The 21,372-nt window shown below is 65.2% G+C and carries 17 protein-coding genes; 11 read left to right on the plus strand and 6 right to left on the minus strand.

Annotated elements, in window-relative coordinates; genetic code table 11:
* Positions 1-149: 149 nt before the first annotated feature.
* Positions 150-968, minus strand: a complete 819-nt coding sequence (gene ppsR / locus DMX06_RS20505) for a posphoenolpyruvate synthetase regulatory kinase/phosphorylase PpsR (protein WP_110739090.1) — start codon at positions 966-968, stop codon at positions 150-152.
* A gap of 178 nt (positions 969-1,146) precedes the next feature.
* Between ppsR and ppsA the strand changes: the two genes are divergently transcribed.
* From ppsA to DMX06_RS20550, 8 genes are all read left to right on the plus strand, one after another.
* Positions 1,147-3,522 (plus strand): phosphoenolpyruvate synthase, encoded by a 2,376-nt coding sequence (gene ppsA, locus DMX06_RS20515; RefSeq protein ID WP_028692935.1) that lies wholly within the window; start codon positions 1,147-1,149, stop codon positions 3,520-3,522.
* Between the two features lie 136 nt (positions 3,523-3,658).
* Positions 3,659-4,651, plus strand: a complete 993-nt coding sequence (locus DMX06_RS20520; protein ID WP_110739091.1) for an alpha/beta fold hydrolase — start codon at positions 3,659-3,661, stop codon at positions 4,649-4,651.
* Between the two features lie 192 nt (positions 4,652-4,843).
* Positions 4,844-5,335, plus strand: coding sequence for a ribonuclease E activity regulator RraA (gene rraA, locus DMX06_RS20525; protein WP_110739092.1), 492 nt, complete (start codon positions 4,844-4,846; stop codon positions 5,333-5,335).
* Between the two features lie 25 nt (positions 5,336-5,360).
* Entirely contained in the window at positions 5,361-6,356 is a 996-nt protein-coding gene (locus tag DMX06_RS20530; RefSeq protein ID WP_110739093.1) for a zinc transporter ZntB, read from the plus strand.
* Between the two features lie 168 nt (positions 6,357-6,524).
* Positions 6,525-6,788 (plus strand): hypothetical protein, encoded by a 264-nt coding sequence (locus tag DMX06_RS20535; RefSeq protein ID WP_028692938.1) that lies wholly within the window; start codon positions 6,525-6,527, stop codon positions 6,786-6,788.
* A 2-nt stretch (positions 6,789-6,790) separates the two neighbouring features.
* Positions 6,791-7,615, plus strand: coding sequence for a mechanosensitive ion channel family protein (locus tag DMX06_RS20540; protein ID WP_110739094.1), 825 nt, complete (start codon positions 6,791-6,793; stop codon positions 7,613-7,615).
* Positions 7,616-7,728: 113 nt separating this feature from the next.
* A complete protein-coding gene (sigX, locus tag DMX06_RS20545; RefSeq protein WP_050704759.1) occupies positions 7,729-8,295 on the plus strand; it encodes an RNA polymerase sigma factor SigX in 567 nt (188 codons plus the stop codon).
* Between the two features lie 110 nt (positions 8,296-8,405).
* On the plus strand, positions 8,406-9,446 hold the full coding sequence (locus tag DMX06_RS20550) for an OmpA family protein (RefSeq protein WP_110739095.1): 1,041 nt from the start codon (positions 8,406-8,408) through the stop codon (positions 9,444-9,446).
* A gap of 339 nt (positions 9,447-9,785) precedes the next feature.
* Here the strand turns inward: DMX06_RS20550 and DMX06_RS20555 are convergent, their stop codons facing one another.
* The 4 genes from DMX06_RS20555 to DMX06_RS20570 all read right to left on the minus strand — a co-directional run bounded on the left by DMX06_RS20555 (position 9,786) and on the right by DMX06_RS20570 (position 14,850).
* On the minus strand, positions 9,786-11,444 hold the full coding sequence (locus DMX06_RS20555) for a bifunctional protein-serine/threonine kinase/phosphatase (protein ID WP_110739096.1): 1,659 nt from the start codon (positions 11,442-11,444) through the stop codon (positions 9,786-9,788).
* A gap of 9 nt (positions 11,445-11,453) precedes the next feature.
* Entirely contained in the window at positions 11,454-12,665 is a 1,212-nt protein-coding gene (locus tag DMX06_RS20560; protein ID WP_110739097.1) for a nitrate/nitrite transporter, read from the minus strand.
* A 324-nt stretch (positions 12,666-12,989) separates the two neighbouring features.
* Positions 12,990-13,565, minus strand: coding sequence for an ANTAR domain-containing response regulator (locus DMX06_RS20565; RefSeq protein WP_110739098.1), 576 nt, complete (start codon positions 13,563-13,565; stop codon positions 12,990-12,992).
* Between the two features lie 10 nt (positions 13,566-13,575).
* Positions 13,576-14,850, minus strand: coding sequence for a CmpA/NrtA family ABC transporter substrate-binding protein (locus DMX06_RS20570; RefSeq protein WP_110739099.1), 1,275 nt, complete (start codon positions 14,848-14,850; stop codon positions 13,576-13,578).
* Positions 14,851-14,916: 66 nt separating this feature from the next.
* On the opposite strand from DMX06_RS20570, the gene DMX06_RS20575 reads away from it, so the two are divergent.
* Entirely contained in the window at positions 14,917-15,939 is a 1,023-nt protein-coding gene (locus DMX06_RS20575) for a quinone-dependent dihydroorotate dehydrogenase (protein ID WP_110739100.1), read from the plus strand.
* A 128-nt stretch (positions 15,940-16,067) separates the two neighbouring features.
* Here the strand turns inward: DMX06_RS20575 and rmf are convergent, their stop codons facing one another.
* Positions 16,068-16,283, minus strand: coding sequence for a ribosome modulation factor (gene rmf, locus DMX06_RS20580; protein ID WP_003248687.1), 216 nt, complete (start codon positions 16,281-16,283; stop codon positions 16,068-16,070).
* 550 nt (positions 16,284-16,833) lie between these two features.
* Here rmf and rlmKL point away from each other — a divergent pair.
* Positions 16,834-19,032, plus strand: a complete 2,199-nt coding sequence (rlmKL, locus tag DMX06_RS20585) for a bifunctional 23S rRNA (guanine(2069)-N(7))-methyltransferase RlmK/23S rRNA (guanine(2445)-N(2))-methyltransferase RlmL (RefSeq protein WP_110739101.1) — start codon at positions 16,834-16,836, stop codon at positions 19,030-19,032.
* Positions 19,033-19,127: 95 nt separating this feature from the next.
* A partial coding sequence (locus DMX06_RS20590; protein WP_110739102.1) for a sensor domain-containing diguanylate cyclase occupies positions 19,128-21,372 on the plus strand: 2,245 nt, incomplete at its 3' end.

Consider the following 21,372-nt stretch of genomic DNA (forward strand, 5'->3'; position numbering starts at 1 on the left):
CGGCAGTGATGCCGGGGCTTTTCTTTGGGCCTTCTGTCAGCAGGTCTGGCCCTTTCGCGGGTAAACCCGCTCCCACAGGGACCTCACTGCCTCAAGCCCAGTGATATCCCTGTGGGAGCGGGTTTACCCGCGAAGAGGCCGGTTCAGGCTTACTTGAACCGCCGCTCCACGCCTTTTTCCACCAGGATCTTCGCCGAGATCTCCTCCACCGAGAAATGCGTGGAATTGATGTTGGGAATGTTCTCCCGACGGAACAGGTTCTCCACCTCGCGCACCTCGAACTCGCACTGGGCAAAGCTCGAGTAACGGCTGTTGGGCTTGCGCTCGTGGCGGATGGCGGTCAGGCGGTCGGGGTCGATGGTCAGGCCGAACAGCTTGCTGTGGTGCTTCTTCAGCACCGCCGGCAGTTGCAGGCGCTCCATGTCGTCCTCGGTCAACGGGTAGTTGGCGGCGCGGATGCCGAACTGCATGGCCATGTACAGGCAGGTCGGGGTCTTGCCGCAGCGCGACACGCCAACCAGGATCAGGTCGGCCTTGTCGTAGTAGTGGGTGCGCGCGCCGTCGTCGTTGTCCAGGGCGAAGTTGACCGCCTCGATGCGCTCCATGTAGTTGGAACTGCCGCCGATCGAGTGGGATTTGCCCACGGAATACGACGAATGGGCGGTCAATTCCTGCTCGAGCGGGGATAAAAACGTCGAGAAGATGTCGATCATGAAGCCATTGGACGTGGCCATGACCTCACGGATGTCCTGGTTGACGATGGTGTCGAAAATGATCGGACGCACCCCGTCGCGCTCGGCCGCGGCGTTGATCTGCTGGACCATGGCCCGGGCCTTGTCCAGCGTGTCGATGTAGGGGCGCGTGAATTTATTGAACGGAATGCTCTCGAATTGTGCGAGCAGGCTCTGGCCCAGCGTTTCTGCAGTGATGCCGGTACCGTCGGAGATGAAGAACGCGGTTCGTTTCATTTGCACCTGGGGGCCTTAAGCTGCCGAAGATTTCTGGATATGATAGGTTCGGTTTGCCGAACGCGGTTGCTCGGCATTCTCACTTATTTTCCAGGTCCAGGCCACAAGCGTCCGGCCCAGTCAGTCAGGCAGGCGGGCGCCCTTGAGCTTTTCCAATACAGTTAGTGGAGAGATCACCTTGGTAGAGTACGTAGTTTCCCTCGATAAGCTCGGCGTCCATGATGTGGAGCATGTGGGGGGCAAGAACGCATCCCTGGGCGAGATGATCAGTAACCTCGCAGGTGCCGGTGTCTCGGTGCCGGGCGGCTTTGCCACTACGGCTCAGGCGTACCGCGATTTTCTCGAGCAAAGTGGCCTCAACGACCGCATCCACGCCGCGCTCGATGCGCTGGACGTCGATGACGTCAACGCCCTGGCCAAGACCGGCGCGCAGATTCGCCAGTGGGTGATGGAAGCCGATTTCCCGGCGCGTCTGGATTCGGAAATCCGTACGGCCTTCGCCGAGATGGCTGGCGGCAACGAAAACATGGCCGTGGCCGTGCGTTCCTCGGCCACCGCCGAGGACCTGCCGGATGCCTCCTTTGCCGGGCAGCAGGAGACCTTCCTCAACATCCGCGGCGTCGACAACGTGATCCGCGCGGCCAAGGAAGTGTTCGCCTCGCTGTTCAACGACCGCGCCATTTCCTACCGCGTGCACCAGGGCTTCGACCACAAGCTGGTGGCCCTGTCCGCCGGCGTGCAGCGCATGGTTCGCTCGGAAACCGGCACTGCCGGCGTGATGTTCACCCTCGACACCGAGTCGGGCTTTCGCGACGTGGTGTTCATCACCGGCGCCTACGGCCTGGGCGAAACCGTGGTGCAGGGCGCGGTCAACCCTGACGAATTCTACGTGCACAAGCAGACGCTGCAGGCCGGCCGTCCGGCGATCCTGCGCCGCAACCTGGGCAGCAAGGCGATCAAGATGGTCTACGGCGACGAAGCCAAGGCCGGCCGCTCGGTCAAGACCGTCGAGGTCGAGCGTGCCGAGCGCGCGCGCTTCTGCCTGAGCGACGCCGAGGTCAACGAGCTGGCCAAGCAGGCGATGATCATCGAGCAGCACTACCAGCGCCCGATGGACATCGAGTGGGCCAAGGACGGTGACGACGGCAAGCTGTACATCGTCCAGGCCCGCCCTGAGACCGTGAAGAGCCGCTCCAGCGCCAATGTCATGGAACGCTACCTGCTCAAGGAGAAGGGCACCGTGCTGGTCGAGGGCCGCGCCATCGGCCAGCGCATCGGCGCCGGCAAGGTCCGCGTGATCAACGATGTCTCGGAAATGGACAAGGTCCAGCCGGGTGACGTGCTGGTCTCGGACATGACCGACCCGGACTGGGAGCCGGTGATGAAGCGCGCCAGCGCCATCGTCACCAACCGCGGCGGGCGTACCTGCCACGCGGCGATCATCGCCCGTGAACTGGGCATCCCGGCGGTCGTCGGTTGTGGCAACGCCACCCAGGTCCTGAAAGACGGCCAGGGCGTCACCGTGTCCTGCGCCGAAGGCGACACCGGCTTCATCTTCGAAGGCGAGCTGGGCTTCGACGTCAAGCAGAACTCGGTCGATGCCATGCCGGAACTGCCGTTCAAGATCATGATGAACGTCGGCAACCCGGACCGCGCCTTCGACTTTGCCCAGTTGCCCAACGCAGGCGTTGGCCTGGCGCGCCTGGAGTTCATCATCAACCGCATGATCGGCGTGCACCCCAAGGCGCTGCTCAACTACGCCGGCCTGCCACCGGAACTGAAGGAAAGCGTCGACAAGCGCATCGCCGGCTACGACGACCCGGTCGGCTTCTATGTCGAGAAGCTGGTCGAGGGCATCAGCACCCTGGCCGCGGCCTTCTACCCGAAAAAGGTCATCGTGCGCCTGTCGGACTTCAAGTCCAACGAGTACGCCAACCTGATCGGTGGCAAGCTCTACGAGCCGGAAGAAGAGAACCCGATGCTGGGCTTCCGCGGTGCTTCACGCTACATCAGCGAGTCTTTCCGTGACTGCTTCGAGCTCGAGTGCCGTGCGCTGAAGCGCGTGCGCAACGAGATGGGCCTGACCAACGTCGAGATCATGGTGCCGTTCGTGCGCACCCTGGGCGAGGCCAGCCAGGTCGTCGACCTGCTCGCCGAGAACGGCCTGGCCCGCGGCGACAACGGCCTGCGCGTGATCATGATGTGCGAGCTGCCGTCCAACGCGATCCTCGCCGAAGAGTTCCTCGAGTACTTCGACGGCTTCTCCATCGGCTCCAATGACCTGACCCAGCTGACCCTGGGCCTGGACCGCGACTCCGGCATCATCGCCCACCTGTTCGATGAGCGTAACCCGGCCGTGAAGAAGCTGCTGGCCAACGCCATTGCCGCGTGCAACAAGGCCGGCAAGTACATCGGCATCTGCGGCCAGGGCCCCTCGGATCACCCGGACCTGGCCAAGTGGCTGATGGAGCAGGGTATCGAGAGCGTGTCGCTGAACCCGGACTCGGTGCTCGAAACCTGGTTCTTCCTGGCCGAGGGCCAGGGCGCGGCCTGATGCGCTGAAGGCAACACGCTGTGGGGGCGGGCTTGCCCCGCGATAGCGCCAGATGGGACAGCAGTGTCTGCAGGTCTGGTTCAATCGCGGGGCAAGCCCGCTCCCACGTTCATATCCTCAGTTTGTTCGTGAACCCATGCAAAGCAGCTCCACCCAATTCCCCGTCGCGTTGCTCAGTGCCGAGCGCCGCGGCGACCTCAGCGAAGATGTCTACCGGATCAAGGCCGGCAACAGCCCCGATCCGAGCGTCGAGCTGGCCGTCACCCGCCTGGGACTGGCCGATCAGGACCACGCCCAGGGCGTGCCGGTCATCCTCCTGCACGGCAGTTTCTCCAACCGGCGCTTCTGGTATTCGCCCAAGGGCATCGGCCTGGGCGCCTACCTGGCCCGCGCCGGGTTCGATGTGTGGATCCCGGAGATGCGCGGCCATGGCCTGTCGCCGCGCAACCGCGCCTGGCGACAGAACCGCGTGGCCGACTATGCGCGCTACGACCTGCCGGTGATCGGTGCCTTCGTCCGCGAGCAGGCCGGGCAGGCGCCGCACTGGGTCGGCCACTCGCTGGGCGGCACCACCCTGGCGGCGGCGCTGGGCAGCGGTTACCTGGACACCGCGCTGGTGGCCAGCGCGGCACTGTTCGGCACCCAGGTCAGCCGGGTCTATTGGCCGCTGAAAGTACCGCCGGTGGAGTGGGGCGCGCGCGTGCTGCTCAAGCGCTTCGCGCAGATCTCGGGTTCGCGCCTCAAGCGTGGTCCGGAGGACGAACCCATCGGCCTGGCCCTGGAGAGCCTGCGCTGGAATGGCCTGTTCGGCCGTTTCGGCGACAAGGACAAGGACTGGTGGGCGGGCCTGGCCGAGGTCGAGGTGCCGCTGCTGGCGGTGGCCGGGGCCGGCGACTTCCAGGACCCGGTGTGGGCCTGCCGCAAGCTGTTCGAGCAGTTCGGTGGTGACGCCAGGCAGTTCCTGCGCCTGGGGCGCGAGGAGGGCTTCGAGGCCTTCGGGCATGTCGACATGCTGGTCAGCAAGGCGGCGCAAACCCAGGTGTGGCCGCTGGTGGAACGCTGGCTGAGGGATCCGCAGGTGCCGGTGCATGCTTCGACGGTGGTGATGGAGCCGGTGCCCGCCAGTTGATTCCGCGTGGGGTTCTTCGCGGGTAAACCCGCTCCCACAGGTGAGGTGCGAAACCCTGTGGGAGCGGGTTTACCCGCGAAGAGGCCGGAGCAGACAAAAGCAAACTGACTGCTCGGTCCCGGATGACTGCCGGCCTCCTGCGGTGTAGCCTTGCTCCACATCCGCTTTCGTTGTGACTGACAGGAGTTTCCCATGCAGCATTACGTAACGCCCGACCTGTGCGACGCCTACCCGGATCTGGTCCAGGTGCTCGAACCCATGTTCAGCAACTTCGGCGGCCACGACTCGTTCGGTGGCCAGATCGTCACCATCAAGTGCTTCGAGGACAACTCGCGGGTCAAAGAGCAGGTCGAGCTTGACGGCAAGGGCAAGGTCCTGGTGGTCGACGGCGGTGGCTCGCTGCGCCGCGCGCTGCTGGGCGACATGCTCGCCGAGAAGGCAGCGAAGAACGGCTGGGAAGGCTTGCTGATCTACGGCTGCGTGCGCGACGTGGATGTGCTGGCGCAGACCGATGTCGGCATTCAGGCCCTGGCCAGCCACCCGATGAAGACCGACAAGCGTGGCATCGGCGACCTCAACGTCGTGGTGACCTTCGCCGGCGTGACCTTCCGCCCGGGCGAGTACGTGTATGCCGACAACAATGGCGTGCTGGTCTCGCCGAGCCCGCTGAAGATGCCCGAGTGACGCGCCGTACACCGATGGAGCTTTGATGTTCGAGGAAGACAACGCGCAGTGGGGCCTGGTGCATGCCCTGGTGCTCGATGGCAAGGGTGGCGCGCGCTCGATCGCCCGCACCGAGCTGGACGATCTGCAACTGCAGCCCCAGGAGAGCCTGTGGCTGCACTGGGACCGCAGTCACCCGCAAACCCGCACCTGGCTGCTCCACGACAGTGGTCTGAGCGAGTTCGCCTGCGAACTGCTGCTGGAGGAGAACACCCGCCCGCGCCTGCTGCCGCTGGCCGACGAGCAGATGCTGCTGTTCCTGCGTGGGGTCAACCTCAATCCGGGCGCCGAGCCCGAGGACATGGTCTCGGTGCGCATCTTCGCCGAGGCGCGGCGGGTCATTTCCCTGCGCCTGCGGCCCCTGCGGGCGAGTGACGAGGTCCTGCAGCAACTGGACGAGGGCCGGGGGCCGAAGACGGCTTCCGAACTGCTGTTGCTGATGGGTGAACTGTTGACCGAAAAGGTCCAGGCGTTGGTCAGCGACCTGGCCGAAGCAGTCGATCTGGAAGAGGAAAAGGTAGAATCCGACGAACGGTATTCTCCTGCCCAGGGCAACCTGCAGCAGATCCGTCGCCGCGCCGCCGGCCTGCGGCGTTTCCTCGCCCCTCAGCGCGACATCTATGCCCAACTGTCGCGCAATAAATGCAGCTGGTTCGCCGATGCCGACGCCGACTACTGGAACGAGCTGAACAACAGTCTGATCCGCTACCTCGAAGAGCTCGAACTGGCCCGCGAGCGTGCCGCGCTGGTGCTGGAAAGCGAGGATCGGCGGCGCAGCGAGCGGATGAACCGGACCATGTACCGGTTCGGCATCATTACCTGCATCTTCCTGCCCATGAGCTTCGTCACCGGGCTGCTGGGCATCAATGTCGGCGGCATTCCGGGCTCCGACAGCCCCTATGGATTCCTGTTCGCCAGCCTGATCGTGCTGGGGCTGGCGGTAGGGCAGTGGTTGCTGTTCCGGCGTTTGCGGTGGGTGTGATGTGTCGTATCGCGGGGCAAGCCCGCTCCCACGTTCTCAGCGTGGTTCCGTGGAAGCGGGCTTGCCCCGCGATGGGCTCGCACACTCATTTTGAAACATTCGTCCCACATCCCTGTGTGACCCATCGCTCGGCGCCCTCGTCTTTGACTGACATTGCGCGAGGTGCCCATGCACGATCCGTTTGAAGAATCCCTGCGCGACCTGCTCAAGGCGTCGCCGTCCGGCCAGGACCGTGACGATGCCGCCTGCCTGGGTCGCGTGCTCAAGACCGCCAACCGCCAGGTCGGCGCGGGTGATCTGTTCAGCCTGCTTGGCCGCTGGAGCCAGGCGCTGCTGATCGCCGTGAACAATGGCTCGGCGCATGTCGCGCCGGTCCGTCGCAACTCTACCCGCAAACCTGCCGCCGGCAGCAACGCAGATAAGGCCGATTGAATATGGAACTCGATCTCTGGACCCAGAGCCTGGTCACCGCCATGACTGCCCTTTGGACCAAGGTGGCGAACTTCATCCCCAACCTGTTCGGCGCGCTGGTCGTGGTGCTGCTCGGCTTCGTCGTGGCCAAGCTGCTCGACACCCTGCTGTCCAAGGTGCTGGCCAAGTTCGGCCTTGATCGCCTGATGAGCGGTACCGGGCTGACCAAGATGCTCGCCCGGGTCGGTATCCAGGTGCCGATCTCGACCTTGATCGGCAAGATCGTCTACTGGTTCGTGCTCCTGATTTTCCTGGTCTCGGCCGCGGAGTCCCTGGGGCTCGAGCGGGTTTCGGCGACCCTCGACATGCTCGCCCTGTACTTGCCCAAGGTGTTCGGCGCGGCCCTGGTGCTGCTGGCCGGCGTGCTCCTGGCGCAACTGGTGAACGGCCTGGTGCGCGGCGCCGCCGAAGGTATCGGCCTGGAATACGCCGCTGGCGTCGGGCGCATCGCCCAGGGCCTGGTGATCATCATCAGCATCTCGGTGGCCATCAGCCAGCTCGAGGTCAAGACCGACCTGCTGAACCATGTGATCGTCATCGGGTTGATTACCGTTGGTCTGGCAGTTGCGCTGGCGATGGGCCTGGGCAGCCGGGAAATCGCCGGGCAGATCCTGGCCGGGATCTATGTGCGCGAGCTGTATCAAGTCGGCCAGCAAGTGCGCATTGGCGAGGTCGAAGGGCACATCGAGGAGATCGGCACGGTCAAGACGACCCTGCTGACCGATGATGGCGAATTGGTGTCGCTGTCTAATCGCGAGCTGCTCGAGCAGCGCGTGAATAGCCGCTAACCGCACAAAAGCTGTTAATGTATGCCGCCGCAAAAATCGGCCCAGGGGGCCGAGCGGCGACATTGACCTGACTGTCGGCCAGATCCGTTTTGAATAAAGTTCATTCGCCGCCCATGCGCTATGACCCCCGCGAGCTCACCGACGAGGAGTTGGTGGCGCGTTCGCATGAGGAGCTGTTTCACGTCACCCGCGCCTACGAGGAGCTGATGCGCCGCTACCAGCGCACGCTGTTCAACGTCTGCGCGCGCTACCTGGGGAACGATCGGGATGCCGACGATGTCTGTCAGGAGGTGATGCTCAAGGTGCTCTACGGGTTGAAGAACTTCGAGGGCAAGTCCAAGTTCAAGACCTGGCTCTACAGCATCACCTACAACGAATGCATCACCCAGTACCGCAAGGAGCGCCGCAAGCGCCGGTTGATGGATGCCCTGAGTCTGGACCCTGTTGAAGAGGCGTCCGAGGACAAGGCACCGAAGCCGGAGGAGAAAGGCGGGCTGGACAAATGGCTGGTGCATGTCAATCCGATCGACCGGGAAATCCTGGTGCTGCGATTTGTCGCGGAGCTGGAATTTCAGGAGATCGCGGACATCATGCACATGGGCCTGAGCGCCACGAAAATGCGCTACAAGCGTGCGCTCGACAAGCTTAGAGAGAAATTTGCTGGCCTGGCTGAAACTTAGTGGCCAGCAAATACCTCTAACCAACCGGCAAGTTCTGCTAGACTTGCCGTCGAGTTGTCCCCCGGATGTTGGTGGGACTGCTTAACTATCACCAGATGGGGATTTAACGGATGAAATTGAAAAACACCTTGGGCTTGGCCATTGGCTCGCTCGTGGCCGCTACTTCGTTCGGCGTTCTGGCTCAAGGCCAAGGCGCTGTCGAAATCGAAGGCAACGTTACCAAGCAGTACTACGACAGCGAACGTAACTTCAAGAACACCGGCACCAATCCAGGTGTTCGCCTCGGTTACTTCCTGACCGACGACGTCTCCCTGGACCTGGGCTACAACGAGACCCACAACGCTCGTGGTGAAGTCTTCAACAAAGACATCAAAGGCTCCAAGACCAAGCTGGACGCCACCTACCACTTCGGTACCGTCGGTGATGCACTGCGTCCGTACGTTTCCGCTGGTTTCGCTCACGAGAGCCTGGGCCAGGCCACTCGTGGCGGCCGTGACCACTCCACCTTCGCCAACGTTGGCGCTGGCGCCAAGTGGTACATCACCGACATGTTCTTCGCCCGTGCCGGCGTCGAAGCCATGTACAACATCGACAACGGCAACACCGAGTGGGGTCCGACCGTTGGTCTGGGTCTGAACTTCGGTGGCAGCGGTGGCCAGAAAGCCGCTCCTGCGCCAGCTCCAGTTGCCGAAGTCTGCTCCGACAGCGACAACGATGGCGTCTGCGACAACGTCGACAAGTGCCCTGACACCCCAGCCAACGTTACCGTTGACGCTGATGGCTGCCCGGCTGTTGCCGAAGTCGTTCGCGTTGAGCTGGACGTCAAGTTCGACTTCGACAAGTCGGTCGTCAAGCCAAACAGCTACGGCGACATCAAGAACCTGGCTGACTTCATGAAGCAGTACCCACAGACCACCACCACCGTGGAAGGTCACACTGACTCCGTGGGCCCAGACGCTTACAACCAGAAGCTGTCCGAGCGTCGTGCCAGCGCTGTCAAGCAAGTCCTGACCCAGCAGTACGGCATCGAATCGAGCCGTGTTGACTCGGTTGGCTACGGTGAGACCCGTCCGGTCGCCGACAACGCCACCGAAGCTGGCCGCGCCGTCAACCGTCGCGTAGAAGCTCAGGTAGAAGCCCAGGCCAAGTAATTGGCTTGATGCTTCACGAAAAACCCGGCCTTGGCCGGGTTTTTCTTTGCCCGCGATTTCTCGGGGCATGGGTTGCCCCTCCTTTGTAGGAGCAACTGTCTTGCTCAATTGCTAAAGCTAGCGCGATCCCTGTGGGAGCGGCCTTGCCGAGGCGTCGGACCGGTCGGAAAGGGCCGCAAAGCGGCCCCGGCGTTCTTTGCATGAGCGCTGAAATCCTGGGGCTGCTGCGCAGCCCTTTCGCGACACAAGGCCGCTCCCACAGGGGGACAGTTCCCTGCGCGACAGCGTGGCCCGAGGGGCTGGGCAGTCTCCTACATGGAACGTCACTCGCCTGCGCGCTCAGCGTTTGAGCAGCACCAGCAACAACACCATGTTCAATAGCAGCGACACCAACCCAATCGTGCGCCATACCTTCAACGGCTCGCGCTCCAACAGCGGCCGTGGCCGCTCGGCCAGTTCCTGGCGATCCCCCCGCTCCAGCAACAGCAGCCACTGCTCGGCGGTCTCGAAGCGCTGCGCCGGGTCTGCCGCCACCGCCTGCAACAGGTTGCGCTGCAGCCACTCCGGCAAATCCGGCCGATAACGCGCCGGATTCACTGGCGTGCCGAAGCGTGGCCGCTGGAACGCCTCGACCTCGCCGTAGGGGTAGTGACCGGTGAGCAGATGGTAAAGCGTCACGCCCACGGCATACAGATCCTGGCGTGGCGCGGGGGGCAAGCCGTCGAAGGCTTCCGGGGCGAGGAACGAGGGTGTGCCCGGCAAGGCATTGGGCGGGTCCTCGGAAAGCCCAGGGCAGTACGCCAGCCCGAAGTCCAGCAGGCGCAGTTGGCCATCGCTGCCGTGGTGCAGATTGTCCGGCTTGATGTCGCGGTGCAGCAGATTGCGCCGGTGCAGCACGCCTACCGCCTGTAGCAGTTGACGGGCGATCTCCAGCCATTGTGCCAGCGGTAGTGGGGGCCGCCCGGCCAGGGTCGTGCCCGGGTATTCGCGCATCAGGTAGTACAGGTGCTGGCGTTGGCTGGCCGGGTGTACCTCAGGGAAGTGACGTCCGGCGACCCGACGCAGGAACCATTCCTCCAGCAACAAGGCCTGGGCGGCACCGGGCTCCTGATCGCGCGACTGCGGCAGGGTCTTGAGCAGCCAGGGCTGGTCGTGCGGGTCGCGGACCCGGTACAGCAGCGATTGCCGACTCTGGGCCAGCAGGCCGTCGACCTGCCAGCCATCGATCGACTGACCGTCACGCAGCGCGCCCGGCAACGGCCATTGCTGGAGCTGGGCCAGGGCATCGCCCAGGGTGCCGGGGCCCAACTGGTCGACCCGTACCAGCAGGGCGCTGGCGTTGTCCTGGCTGCCGCAGTGATGGGCGCTGGTGACCAGGGTGTCGGCGGCCACCTGCAAGTCGGGTTGCTCGCGCAGGATCGAGCGGATGTGCGCGTCACCCAGGCTGGCCCACACGCCGTCGCTGAGCAGCACGAAGCATTCGCCTTCGCGCAGGTCGCCTTCCAGGTAGTCCACCAGCAGTTGCTGGTCCAGCCCCAGCGCGCGCTTGAGCACATGCTGCATGCCGGGCTGGTCCCAGACATGGTCTTCGCTCAGGCAGTGCAACTGGTCGGCTTGCCAGCGATACACCCGGCAATCGCCGACATGGGCCAGGGTGAATCGCCTTCCGCGCAGCACCAGGGCACTGAAGGTGGTCAGCAGCGGCTGGCCATTGCCCTGGGCCCGCAGCCAGCGGTTCTGCGCCGTGAGCAGGCGGTCCAGCGCCTGGGCCACGCCCCAGGTGGCGGGCGTGGCGTAGTAGTCCAGGGCCAGGGCCTGCAGGCTGGAGCGTGCCGCCAGGCCGCCGTCGGCGCACTGGCTGACGCCGTCGGCCAGGGCGCACAGGTAGCCCTTGCTGGCGGCCAGCTCCGGCGCGGGGGTCACCAGGCGCAGGGCGTCCTGGTTTTCCGGGCGCGGTCCGGTGGCGCTGGCCTGGGCGAAGCTCAGTTGCAGGCTCATGGGGCGGCCTCAGACCCGCGCCGCGGTGATCGCCGCCGAGCCCCAGGTGGTGCGCCAGCGTTGCTTGACGCCATGCAGGCCGAACCAGGCCAGCAGGCCGAGGCTGGCGAACAGCCACAGGCCGAGCTGGTAGTCGCCGGTATGCTGCTTGATGGTGCCCAGGCCCGCGGCAAGCAGGAAGCCGCCGATGCCACCGGCCATGCCGATCAGCCCGGTCATCACGCCGATCTCTTGGCGAAAGCGCTGTGGCACCAGTTGAAACACCGCGCCATTGCCGGCGCCCAGCCCGAGCATGGCACTGACGAACAGCGCCAGGGCCGCCGCCGCGCTGGGCAGGTTGAAGCCCACCGCGGCGATGCACACGGCGGCCACGCCGTACATCGCCAGCAGGGTGCGAATCCCGCCGAAGCGGTCAGCCAGGGCGCCGCCGAGCGGGCGCATCAGGCTGCCGGCGAACACACAGGCGGCGGTGTAGTAGCCGGCAGTCACCGGGCTCAGGCCGTACTGGTCGCTGAAGTAGCCGGGCAGGGCGCTGGCCAGGCCGATGAAACCGCCGAAGGTCACACTATAGAAAAACATGAACCACCAGCTGTCGCGATCACCCAATGCCTTGAGGTAGTCGGCCATGGCCTTGGGGCTGGGGCGTTGCGGGGCGTTGCGCGCCAGCAGGGCAAACAGGACCAGGGTCAGCAGCAAGGGCAGCAGGGCGAAGCCGAACACATTGTTCCAGCCGAAGCCTGCGGCCAGCGCCGGGGCCAGCAGCGCGGCGAACACCGTGCCGGAGTTGCCGGCGCCGGCGATGCCCATGGCCTTGCCCTGGTGCTGGGGCGGATACCACTGCGAGGCCAGCGGCAGGGACACGGCGAACGAGGCCCCGGCAAAGCCGAGGAACACGCCCAGCAGCAACGCCTGCTCGTAGCTGCGTACCCCCAGGTGCCAGGCGCAGGCCAGGGCGACGATCACGATGACCTGGCCGATCAGCCCGGCGGTCTTGGGCGACAGGCGATCGACCAGCAGGCCCATGGCGAAGCGCAGCACCGCGCCGGCCAGGATCGGTGTGGCCACCATCAGTCCCCGTTGCTGGGCACTAAGCTGCAGGTCGGCGGCGATCTGCACCGCCAGGGGGCCGAGCAGGTACCAGACCATGAAGCTCAGGTCGAAATACAGGAAGGCGGCGAACAGCGTGGGCACATGCCCGGATTTCCAGAAGCTCGTATTCATCGAACACCTCGTTGGGCGCGGAAACGAAAAGACGCCGCTGCCCGGTCCACGGCCGTGGATGGGCGAGCGACGTCTTTGTCGGGGTATGGGGGCAACCGCCGTTGGCTACCGGGGTTTTCAGAGCAAGAGGCGGGCCAATATCCAGTCTCGCGCAATCTTTGTAGTAGGAGCGGCCTTGTGCCGCGAAAGGGGCGCGCAGCGGCCCCAGGATTTCAGTGCTCATGCAAAGATCGCCGGGGCCGCTGCGCGGCCCTTTCGCGACACAAGGCCGCTCCTACAGGGAAGGCGTTCCGCCGACACCATGGCCTTACAGCTACCTCGTGACTACCCCAGCATCTCCGACATGGCGATGATCTGTTCCGCCACCTGGATCAGCTTCTGCTGGCGGCTCATGGCCTGGCGGCGCATCAGGGTGTAGGCCTGTTCTTCGTTGCAGTCCTTCATCTTCATCAACAGGCCCTTGGCCTGCTCGATACGCTTGCGCTCGGCCAACTGCTGGTCGCGGGCCAGCAGTTGAGCCTTGAGCGCCTGGTCGCTTTCGAACCGGGCCATGGCCACATCGAGGATCGGTTGCAGGCGCGTGGTCTGGATACCCTCGACGATGTAGGCGCTGACCCCGGCCTGGATCGCCTGGCGCATCACACCGGGGTCATGCTCGTCGGTGAACAGCACGATGGGGCGGGGGCGGTCGCGGCTGACCAGCACCACTTGTTCCATTACGTCCCGGCCCGGTGACTCGGTATCGATCAGCACCACGTCCGGGTGCACCGTTTCGACACAAGCGGGCAGGTCGATGCTCAGGCTACCCGCCTCGATCACCTCGAAGCCGGCTTCGATCAGGGCGGCCTTCAGGCGGCCGACCTTCTTTTCCGTGTCGTCGATCAGCAGGATGCGCAACATGGCTAGCCCCTCAGCGATGGGCGCGGGCGTCAGGCGCCGCGTTCAGGGCGTGCAGGGTGAAGCTGCGCGCATAAGCATGGGGGTCGCTGCCGTCCCAGCGGCTGCCGTCGATCAGCAGGCTGCTGCGCATGGGCGGGTCGGCGCAGGGTACGCCCAGCGCCGTGGCGGCCTCGCGGTACAGCGCCAACTGCTGCACCTGGCCGGCGACGGCCAGGTAGTCCGGGTCGTCCCGCAGCAGGCCCCAGCGACGGAATTGGGTCATGAACCACATGCCGTCGGACAGGTACGGCAGGTTGGCCCGGCCCTGGTCGAACAGGCGCAGGCCGTGAGGGTCGTGCCAGCGATGGCCCAGGCCGTCCTGGTAATCACCGAGCAGGCGCGGCTCGATGCTGCCAACCGGGGTGTCCAGGTAGGCGCTGCCACTGAGCAGTTGCGCGGTGCCGCGGCGGTTTTCCTGGCTTTGCTCGATGAAGCGCGCGGCGGCGAGCACCGACTTGATCAGCGCCCGGGCGCTGTTGGGGTACTGCTCGACGAAGCCAAGGGCACTGGCCAGGACCTTTTCCGGATGATCGGGCCAGATCGACTGGCTGGTGGCCAGGGTGAAGCCCTGACCCTTGGCGAGGGCATCCGCCGACCAGGGTTCGCCGACACAGAAGCCGTCGATGCGTCCGGCCTGCAGGTGGGCGGCCATCTGCGCCGGGGGTACCACCACGCTGGTCACGTCGTGCAGCGGATGAATGCCCTGGCTGGCCAGCCAGTAGTACAGCCACAGGGCATGGGTGCCGGTGGGGAAGGTCTGGGCGAAGGTCAGCCGTGCCCCTTGCTGGTGCACCAGCCGCGCCAGTGCCTCGGGGCTGGTCACGCCCTTGCGCTGCAGTGTGGGAGAGAGGTTGATGGCCTGGGCGTTCTGGTTCAGGCCCATGAGCACGGCCAAAGGGCTGGCAGCCACACCGCCGATGCCCAGGTGCACCGCGTACACCAGGCCATAGAGGCAATGGGCGGCGTCCAGCTCGCCGCTGACCAGCTTGTCGCGCAGCCCGGCCCAGGAGGCCTGGCGGCGCAGGTTCAGGGTCAGGCCGAACTGCTGGGCGAAGCCCTGGGTGGCGGCGACCACCACCGAGGCGCAGTCGGTCAGGGCCATGAAACCAATGTCCAGGCTGGGCTTTTCCGGCGCGTCGCTGCCGTTGACCCAGGCCAGGGGCGATGTCGGGAGGGCTGTGTTCACGAGTATCCTCGGGCGTTCGCGGAGGGTTGCATGCAACTGACTTAGCAACCCATGTGCCATGGCCCTGTCGCCCCGGCGGCGCGCTGGCTATAATCGCCCCCTCACACACCGCGAGTCCGCCCGCCCATGTATACCCTGGCCCGCCAGTTGCTGTTCAAGCTCTCCCCGGAAACCTCCCACGACCTCTCGCTGGACCTGATCGGCGCTGGTGGCCGTCTCGGGCTCAACGGCCTGCTGTGCAAGCAGCCGGCGGCGTTGCCGGTGACGGTGATGGGCTTGAACTTCGCCAACCCGGTCGGCCTGGCCGCCGGTTTGGACAAGAACGGCGCGGCCATCGATGGCTTTGCCCAGCTGGGCTTCGGCTTCGTCGAGATCGGCACCGTGACGCCGCGCCCGCAGCCGGGCAATCCCAAGCCACGGCTGTTCCGCCTGCCGGAAGCCACCGCCATCATCAATCGCATGGGCTTCAACAACCTGGGCGTTGACCACCTGCTGGCGCGGGTGCGTGCCGCGAAGTACACCGGCGTGCTGGGCATCAACATCGGCAAGAACTTCGACACCCCGGTCGAACGGGCCCAGGACGACTACCTGATCTGCCTGGAGAAGGTCTACAACGACGCCAGCTACATCACCGTCAACGTCAGCTCGCCGAATACCCCGGGCCTGCGTTCGCTGCAGTTTGGCGACTCGCTCAAGCAACTGCTCGATGCCCTGGCCGAGCGCCGCGAGCAACTGGCGCAGACGAACGGCAAGCGCGTGCCATTGGCGATCAAGATCGCCCCTGACATGAGCGACGAGGAAACCGCCCTGGTGGCGGCAGCGCTGGTCGAGTCGGGGATGGACGCGGTGATCGCCACCAACACCACCCTGGGGCGCGAGGGCGTTGAAGGCCTGCCGTTCGGTGGCGAGGCCGGCGGTCTGTCGGGTGCGCCGGTGCTGGAGAAGAGTACCCACACGGTGAAGGTGCTGGCCGGTGAACTGGGCGGCAAGCTGCCGATCATCGCTGCGGGCGGGATCACCGAGGGTCGCCATGCGGCTGAGAAGATCGCCGCTGGAGCGAGCCTGGTGCAGATCTATTCGGGCTTCATCTATAAGGGGCCGGCGCTGATCCGTGAAGCGGTGGATGCCATCGCCGCGATGCCAAGGTAGTTTCGAGGGAAACTTCGCGCATTGATGCAGGATAAGGGCATAAAAAAGGGCCCCTTAAAAGGGGCCCCTGGGCCGCAGCCCGCCGCCCGGATAGGGCGCGCATGGTGACTCGAATTCAGTATCCTCGTTCAGCCAACGGCGTGATTTTCGTTGAGTCTATGAATGCCAGCGGTGCCGGTCATGCCATCCCAGTTGTCGCCGCGACCTTCGCGCCAGCCGTTGATCCAGGCTTGGCGTACAGAGGGTAGATTGAAGGGGCAAAGTTCGCGGGATTTGCCGGTGACCCCATACTGGTAGCCACGTGAGTATGCTCTTTCCAACGGATCACGCTTAAGTCTTCTCATAGGGTGTTGCCCTCACTTGTTGACTGTAATGTCCCGTCGGCCTCTCCGAGGCCGGGCAGAATCGTTCTGCCGGTGTGCGCCCGCTGCCGGCGTCGCGGGCTGAAAGTGCCGCCCCGTTGCGGTGCGGCCTGAGATCAGTTCTAACGAATGCGAGTCACAGTGTGAATGATCGATTTGTCATAAGGACGTAACCTTTCCGAGGGTGAGGGGATAAGTAAATAAATGCGACTCAACCTTGTTTGCCGTTGAGCCCGCTATGATCAGGGTTTACCCAACCTTGACGTCAATTGGCCAGCGTTGCTGGGTGATGACAGAAATATTTGGTAATGCGACGAAGGGTCACATCTGAGCCCGACGTCCACGCAATTTTCATACTGCTCGACGATCAAAGCCTCTTTCGCCATCCGGCAAAGGCATGATCGACCGGGCGGCCAGGCCTGGCGAGCGTTTCGTCGGGCCACCCGGACGCCTGTTGGAAAGGCGTGCGGGCAAACAGCGGCAGCCGATGCGTCGGCTTGCCATCTACCTAGCCAAAGGCTCTGGATTGCTCATGTCGGACCGTTTCGAACTTTACCTTACCTGCCCCAAGGGTCTTGAAGGCCTGCTCGCCGAGGAAGCCCGCCAGCTGGGCCTGAACGAGGTGCGTGAACACACCTCGGCCATTCGCGGCGACGCCGACATGGAAACCGCCTACCGCCTGTGCCTCTGGTCGCGCCTGGCCAACCGCGTGCTGCTGGTGCTCAAGCGCTTCTCGATGAAGAACGCCGACGACCTGTACGACGGCGTGCATGCCGTCGACTGGGCCGACCACCTCGCGGCCGATGGCACCTTGGCGGTGGAATTCAGCGGCCATGGCTCGGGCATCGACAACACCCACTTTGGTGCCCTCAAGGTCAAGGATGCGATCGTCGACAAGCTGCGCAACCGCGAAGGCCTGCGCCCGTCGGTGGAGAAGGTCGACCCGGATGTGCGCGTGCACCTGCGCCTGGACCGTGGCGAGGCGATCCTGTCCCTCGACCTGTCCGGCCACAGCCTGCACCAGCGTGGCTATCGCCTGCAGCAGGGCGCTGCGCCCCTGAAGGAAAACCTGGCGGCGGCGGTGCTGATCCGCTCCGGCTGGCCACGCATCGCGGCCGAGGGCGGCGCCCTGGCCGACCCGATGTGCGGCGTGGGTACCTTCCTGGTCGAGGCGGCGATGATCGCCGCCGATATCGCCCCTAACCTCAAGCGCGAGCGCTGGGGTTTCAGCGCCTGGCTCGGCCATGTGCCGGCGCTGTGGCGCAAAGTCCACGACGAGGCCCAGACCCGTGCCCAGGCCGGCCTGGCCAAGCCACCGCTGTGGATCCGCGGCTATGAGGCCGACCCTCGGCTGATCCAGCCCGGGCGCAACAACGTCGAGCGCGCGGGCCTGGGCGACTGGGTGAAGATCTACCAGGGCGAGGTGGCCAGTTTCGAGCCGCGCCCGGACCAGAACCAGAAAGGCCTGGTGATCAGCAACCCGCCGTACGGCGAGCGCCTGGGCGACGAAGCCAGTCTGCTGTACCTTTACCAGAACCTCGGTGAGCGCCTGCGCCAGGCCTGCATGGGCTGGGAAGCGGCGGTGTTCACCGGCGCGCCGGAACTGGGCAAGCGCATGGGCATTCGCAGTCACAAACAATACGCTTTCTGGAACGGCGCGTTGCCGTGCAAGCTGTTGTTGTTCAAGGTCCAGCCCGACCAGTTCGTTACCGGTGATCGTCGTTCGGCCCAGGCCGAGGCGGCTGAGGGCGAGCCGCGTCGCCAGGCCCCGGTGGCCAGCGAGCCGGCGCGCCTGTCGGAAGGCGCGCAGATGTTCGCCAACCGCCTGCAGAAGAACTTCAAGCAGCTAGGCAAGTGGGCCCGCCGCGAGAAGGTCGATTGCTACCGGGTGTACGATGCCGACATGCCCGAGTATGCCCTGGCAGTGGACCTGTACCACGACTGGGTGCACGTGCAGGAGTACGCGGCGCCCCGTTCGATCGATCCGGACAAGGCCCAGGCGCGCCTGCTCGATGCACTGAGCGCGATTCCCCAGGCCCTCGGTGTCGATCCACAGCGTGTGGTGCTCAAGCGCCGGGAGCGCCAGACCGGTACCCGCCAATACGAGCGCCAGGCCACCGAAGGACGCTTCCAGGAGGTCAACGAAGGTGGCGTCAAGCTGCTGGTCAACCTCACCGACTACCTGGATACCGGGCTGTTCCTCGATCACCGGCCGATGCGCATGCGCATCCAGCGCGAGGCGGCGGGCAAGCGCTTCCTCAACCTGTTCTGCTACACCGCCACGGCCACCGTGCACGCGGCCAAGGGCGGCGCGCGCAGCACCACCAGCGTGGACCTGTCGAAGACCTACCTGGACTGGGCGCGGCGCAACCTGTCGCTCAACGGCTTCTCCGAGCGTAATCGCCTGGAGCAGGGCGATGTCATGGCCTGGCTGGAGAATGCCCAGGACAGCTACGACCTGATCTTCATCGACCCGCCGACCTTCTCCAACTCCAAGCGCATGGAAGGGGTGTTCGACGTGCAGCGCGACCATGTGCAGCTGCTCGACCTGGCCATGGCGCGCCTGGCCCCGGGTGGTGTGCTGTACTTCTCCAACAACTTCCGCAAGTTCCAGCTCGACGAGCATTTGGCCGCGCGGTACATGGTGGAGGAGATCAGCGCCCAGACACTGGACCCGGACTTCGCCCGCAACAACCGCATCCACCGCGCCTGGCAGCTGCGCCTGCGCTGAACCGACGAGGTACGTGGCACGCCTGCTGGCCAGTGGCTATAAATCAGGACAGGGCGGGACAATACGCAGGACGCTGACCTTGGTTGGAGTCCTCTATGTCGAACCCGGGCGTACCTGCGAAGCGGCTTGGCCTGCTCGGCGACGAGTTGTCGGCCTGGGGCGTGGCCCTGGCGGCGCTGGTCGCCGGGGCGTTGCTCACGGCCGCCCTGGCGATCGCCACCCAGACCTTCTACCAGCAGCAACTGCGCCAGCGCTTCGAGCTGCTGGCCAGTGAGCGCTACAGCCGCATTGCCGAGCGTTTCGAGGAACAGGAGCAGCGCCTGGACGGCCTGCGCCGGTTCTTCGCCTATTCCACTGAAATCACTCCCCGCGAGTTCGATGGCTACGCACGTCCCTTGCTGCACCGCACCCAGGCTTACTCCTGGGCACCGCGGGTAGCGGCCGCGCAGCGCGAGGACTTCGAGCGGCGCGCCAGTGCCTGGCTGGGCCAGCCCTATCAGATCCGCGACCTGGACGCCCAGGGCGATTGGCAGGCCGCGCCTGCGCGTGATCACTACTATCCGGTGCTGTACACCCAGGCGGCGAGTCGCCAGGCCCAGCCCTACGGCTTTGATCTGGGTGGGCAGCCGCTGCGCGCCGCGACCCTGGCCCGGGCCGCCAGACCCGGCAGCATGGCGGTGTCGGCGCCGCTGGACATGATCAACGTCGAACCGACTTATACCCGTGGCCTGTTGATAGTCGCCCCGGTGTTCGCCGATGAAGCGTCTGTGGGCGATCCACTTCGCGGGTACGTCATGGCCTTGCTGAGCCTGCATCAGCTGATCGCCGAGAGCCTGCCGACGGTGGCTGACGACAACCTGGTGGTGCGCATCCTCGACCTGTCCACAGAGGGTGGTCACGAGGTGCTGTTCGACTCAGGGATGCCGCCGGCGCGCATGGGCTTTGCCAGCAGTCACCTGCTGCACCTGGCGGACCACCACTACCAGCTCGACATTCGTCCCAGCCAGGGCTTTCTCGCCGCCAACCGCTCGTCGGCGGTGCCGGTGGTGGCGTTGCTCGGTGGCCTGCTCAGTGTCTTGCTGGCGCTGCTGCTGTACAGCCTGTTCAGCCAGCGCCAGCGTGCCCTGGGTCTGGTGGCCCGGCGTACCGTCGAGCTGCGTGTCAGCGAGCAGTCGCTGCGCGAGACCCATAACCAGTTGCGCAGCGTGCTTGATGCCGCGACCCAGGTCGCAATCATCGCCACCAGCCTGCGCGGAGTGATTGGCACGTTCAATGCCGGCGCCGAGCGCATGCTGGGCTATGCGGCGGGCGAAGCGCTGGGCCAGCTGCGGCTCGAGGATCTGGTCCTGCCCGAGGAGCTGCACCAGCGTGCCCATGCTTTGAGCGTGCGCTTCGGCCGCGAGGTCGGCGCGGGCCAGGCGATGTTCGCCGAGACGGTGCAAGAAGGCGGCGCGGAGCCAGCGGATTGGACGCTGGTGCGCAAGGATGGCAGCCACCTGCTGGCCAACATGCTGGTGACGGCGGTGCTGGATGAGGAGGGGTTGTGGGTGGGGTACCTGGCGATCTGCATCGATGTCACCGAGCGGCGTCGGGTGCATGAGGCCCTGGCGGCCCGTGACCGGTTGCTGGAGAAACTCAGCGCTGAGGTCCCTGGCGGGATCTACCAGTACCGCCTGGACGCCGATGGCCATTCCTGTTTCCCCTACGCCAGTCAGGGCCTGCACGACATCTACGAGGTGGACCTGGCATTGCTGCGCCAGGACGCCGCGGCGGTGTTCGAGCGTATTCATCCGGACGACCTGGAGCGGGTGCGGCGCTCGGTGCGCTACTCCGCCGAGTACCTGACGCCGTGGCGGGAGGAGTACCGGGTGTGCCTCCCGCGGGCGGGGTTGCGTTGGGTGCGGGGGGAGGCGACGCCGGAGATAGGCGAGCACGGCAGTACGCTCTGGCATGGTTACCTGACTGACATCTCGGACCTCAAGCGGGTGGAGGAGGAGCTGCGGGCGCTGTCGGTGACCGATGCCCTCACCGGTATCTACAACCGGCGTTATTTCCAGGAGCGGCTGCGCAACGAACTGGACCGGGCGCAACGGGATGGGCTGGATCTGGCAGTGATCATGCTGGATATCGATCACTTCAAGCGGATCAACGATCAGTTCGGGCATGCGGTGGGGGATCATGTGCTGCGCAGCCTGTGCCAGCGGATCGGGCAGCGGTTGCGGCGGACCGATGTGTTCTGTCGTTTGGGTGGGGAGGAGTTCATGGTGCTGTGTCCGGGGAGCAATGCCGAGCAGGCGCGGGTGTTGGCGCAGGAGTTGTGGCAGGGGGTGCGCAGTGTGC

Origin of the sequence: Pseudomonas mosselii (assembly GCF_003205295.1) — a bacterium.
Taxonomy (GTDB): Bacteria; Pseudomonadota; Gammaproteobacteria; order Pseudomonadales; family Pseudomonadaceae; genus Aquipseudomonas; species Aquipseudomonas mosselii_B.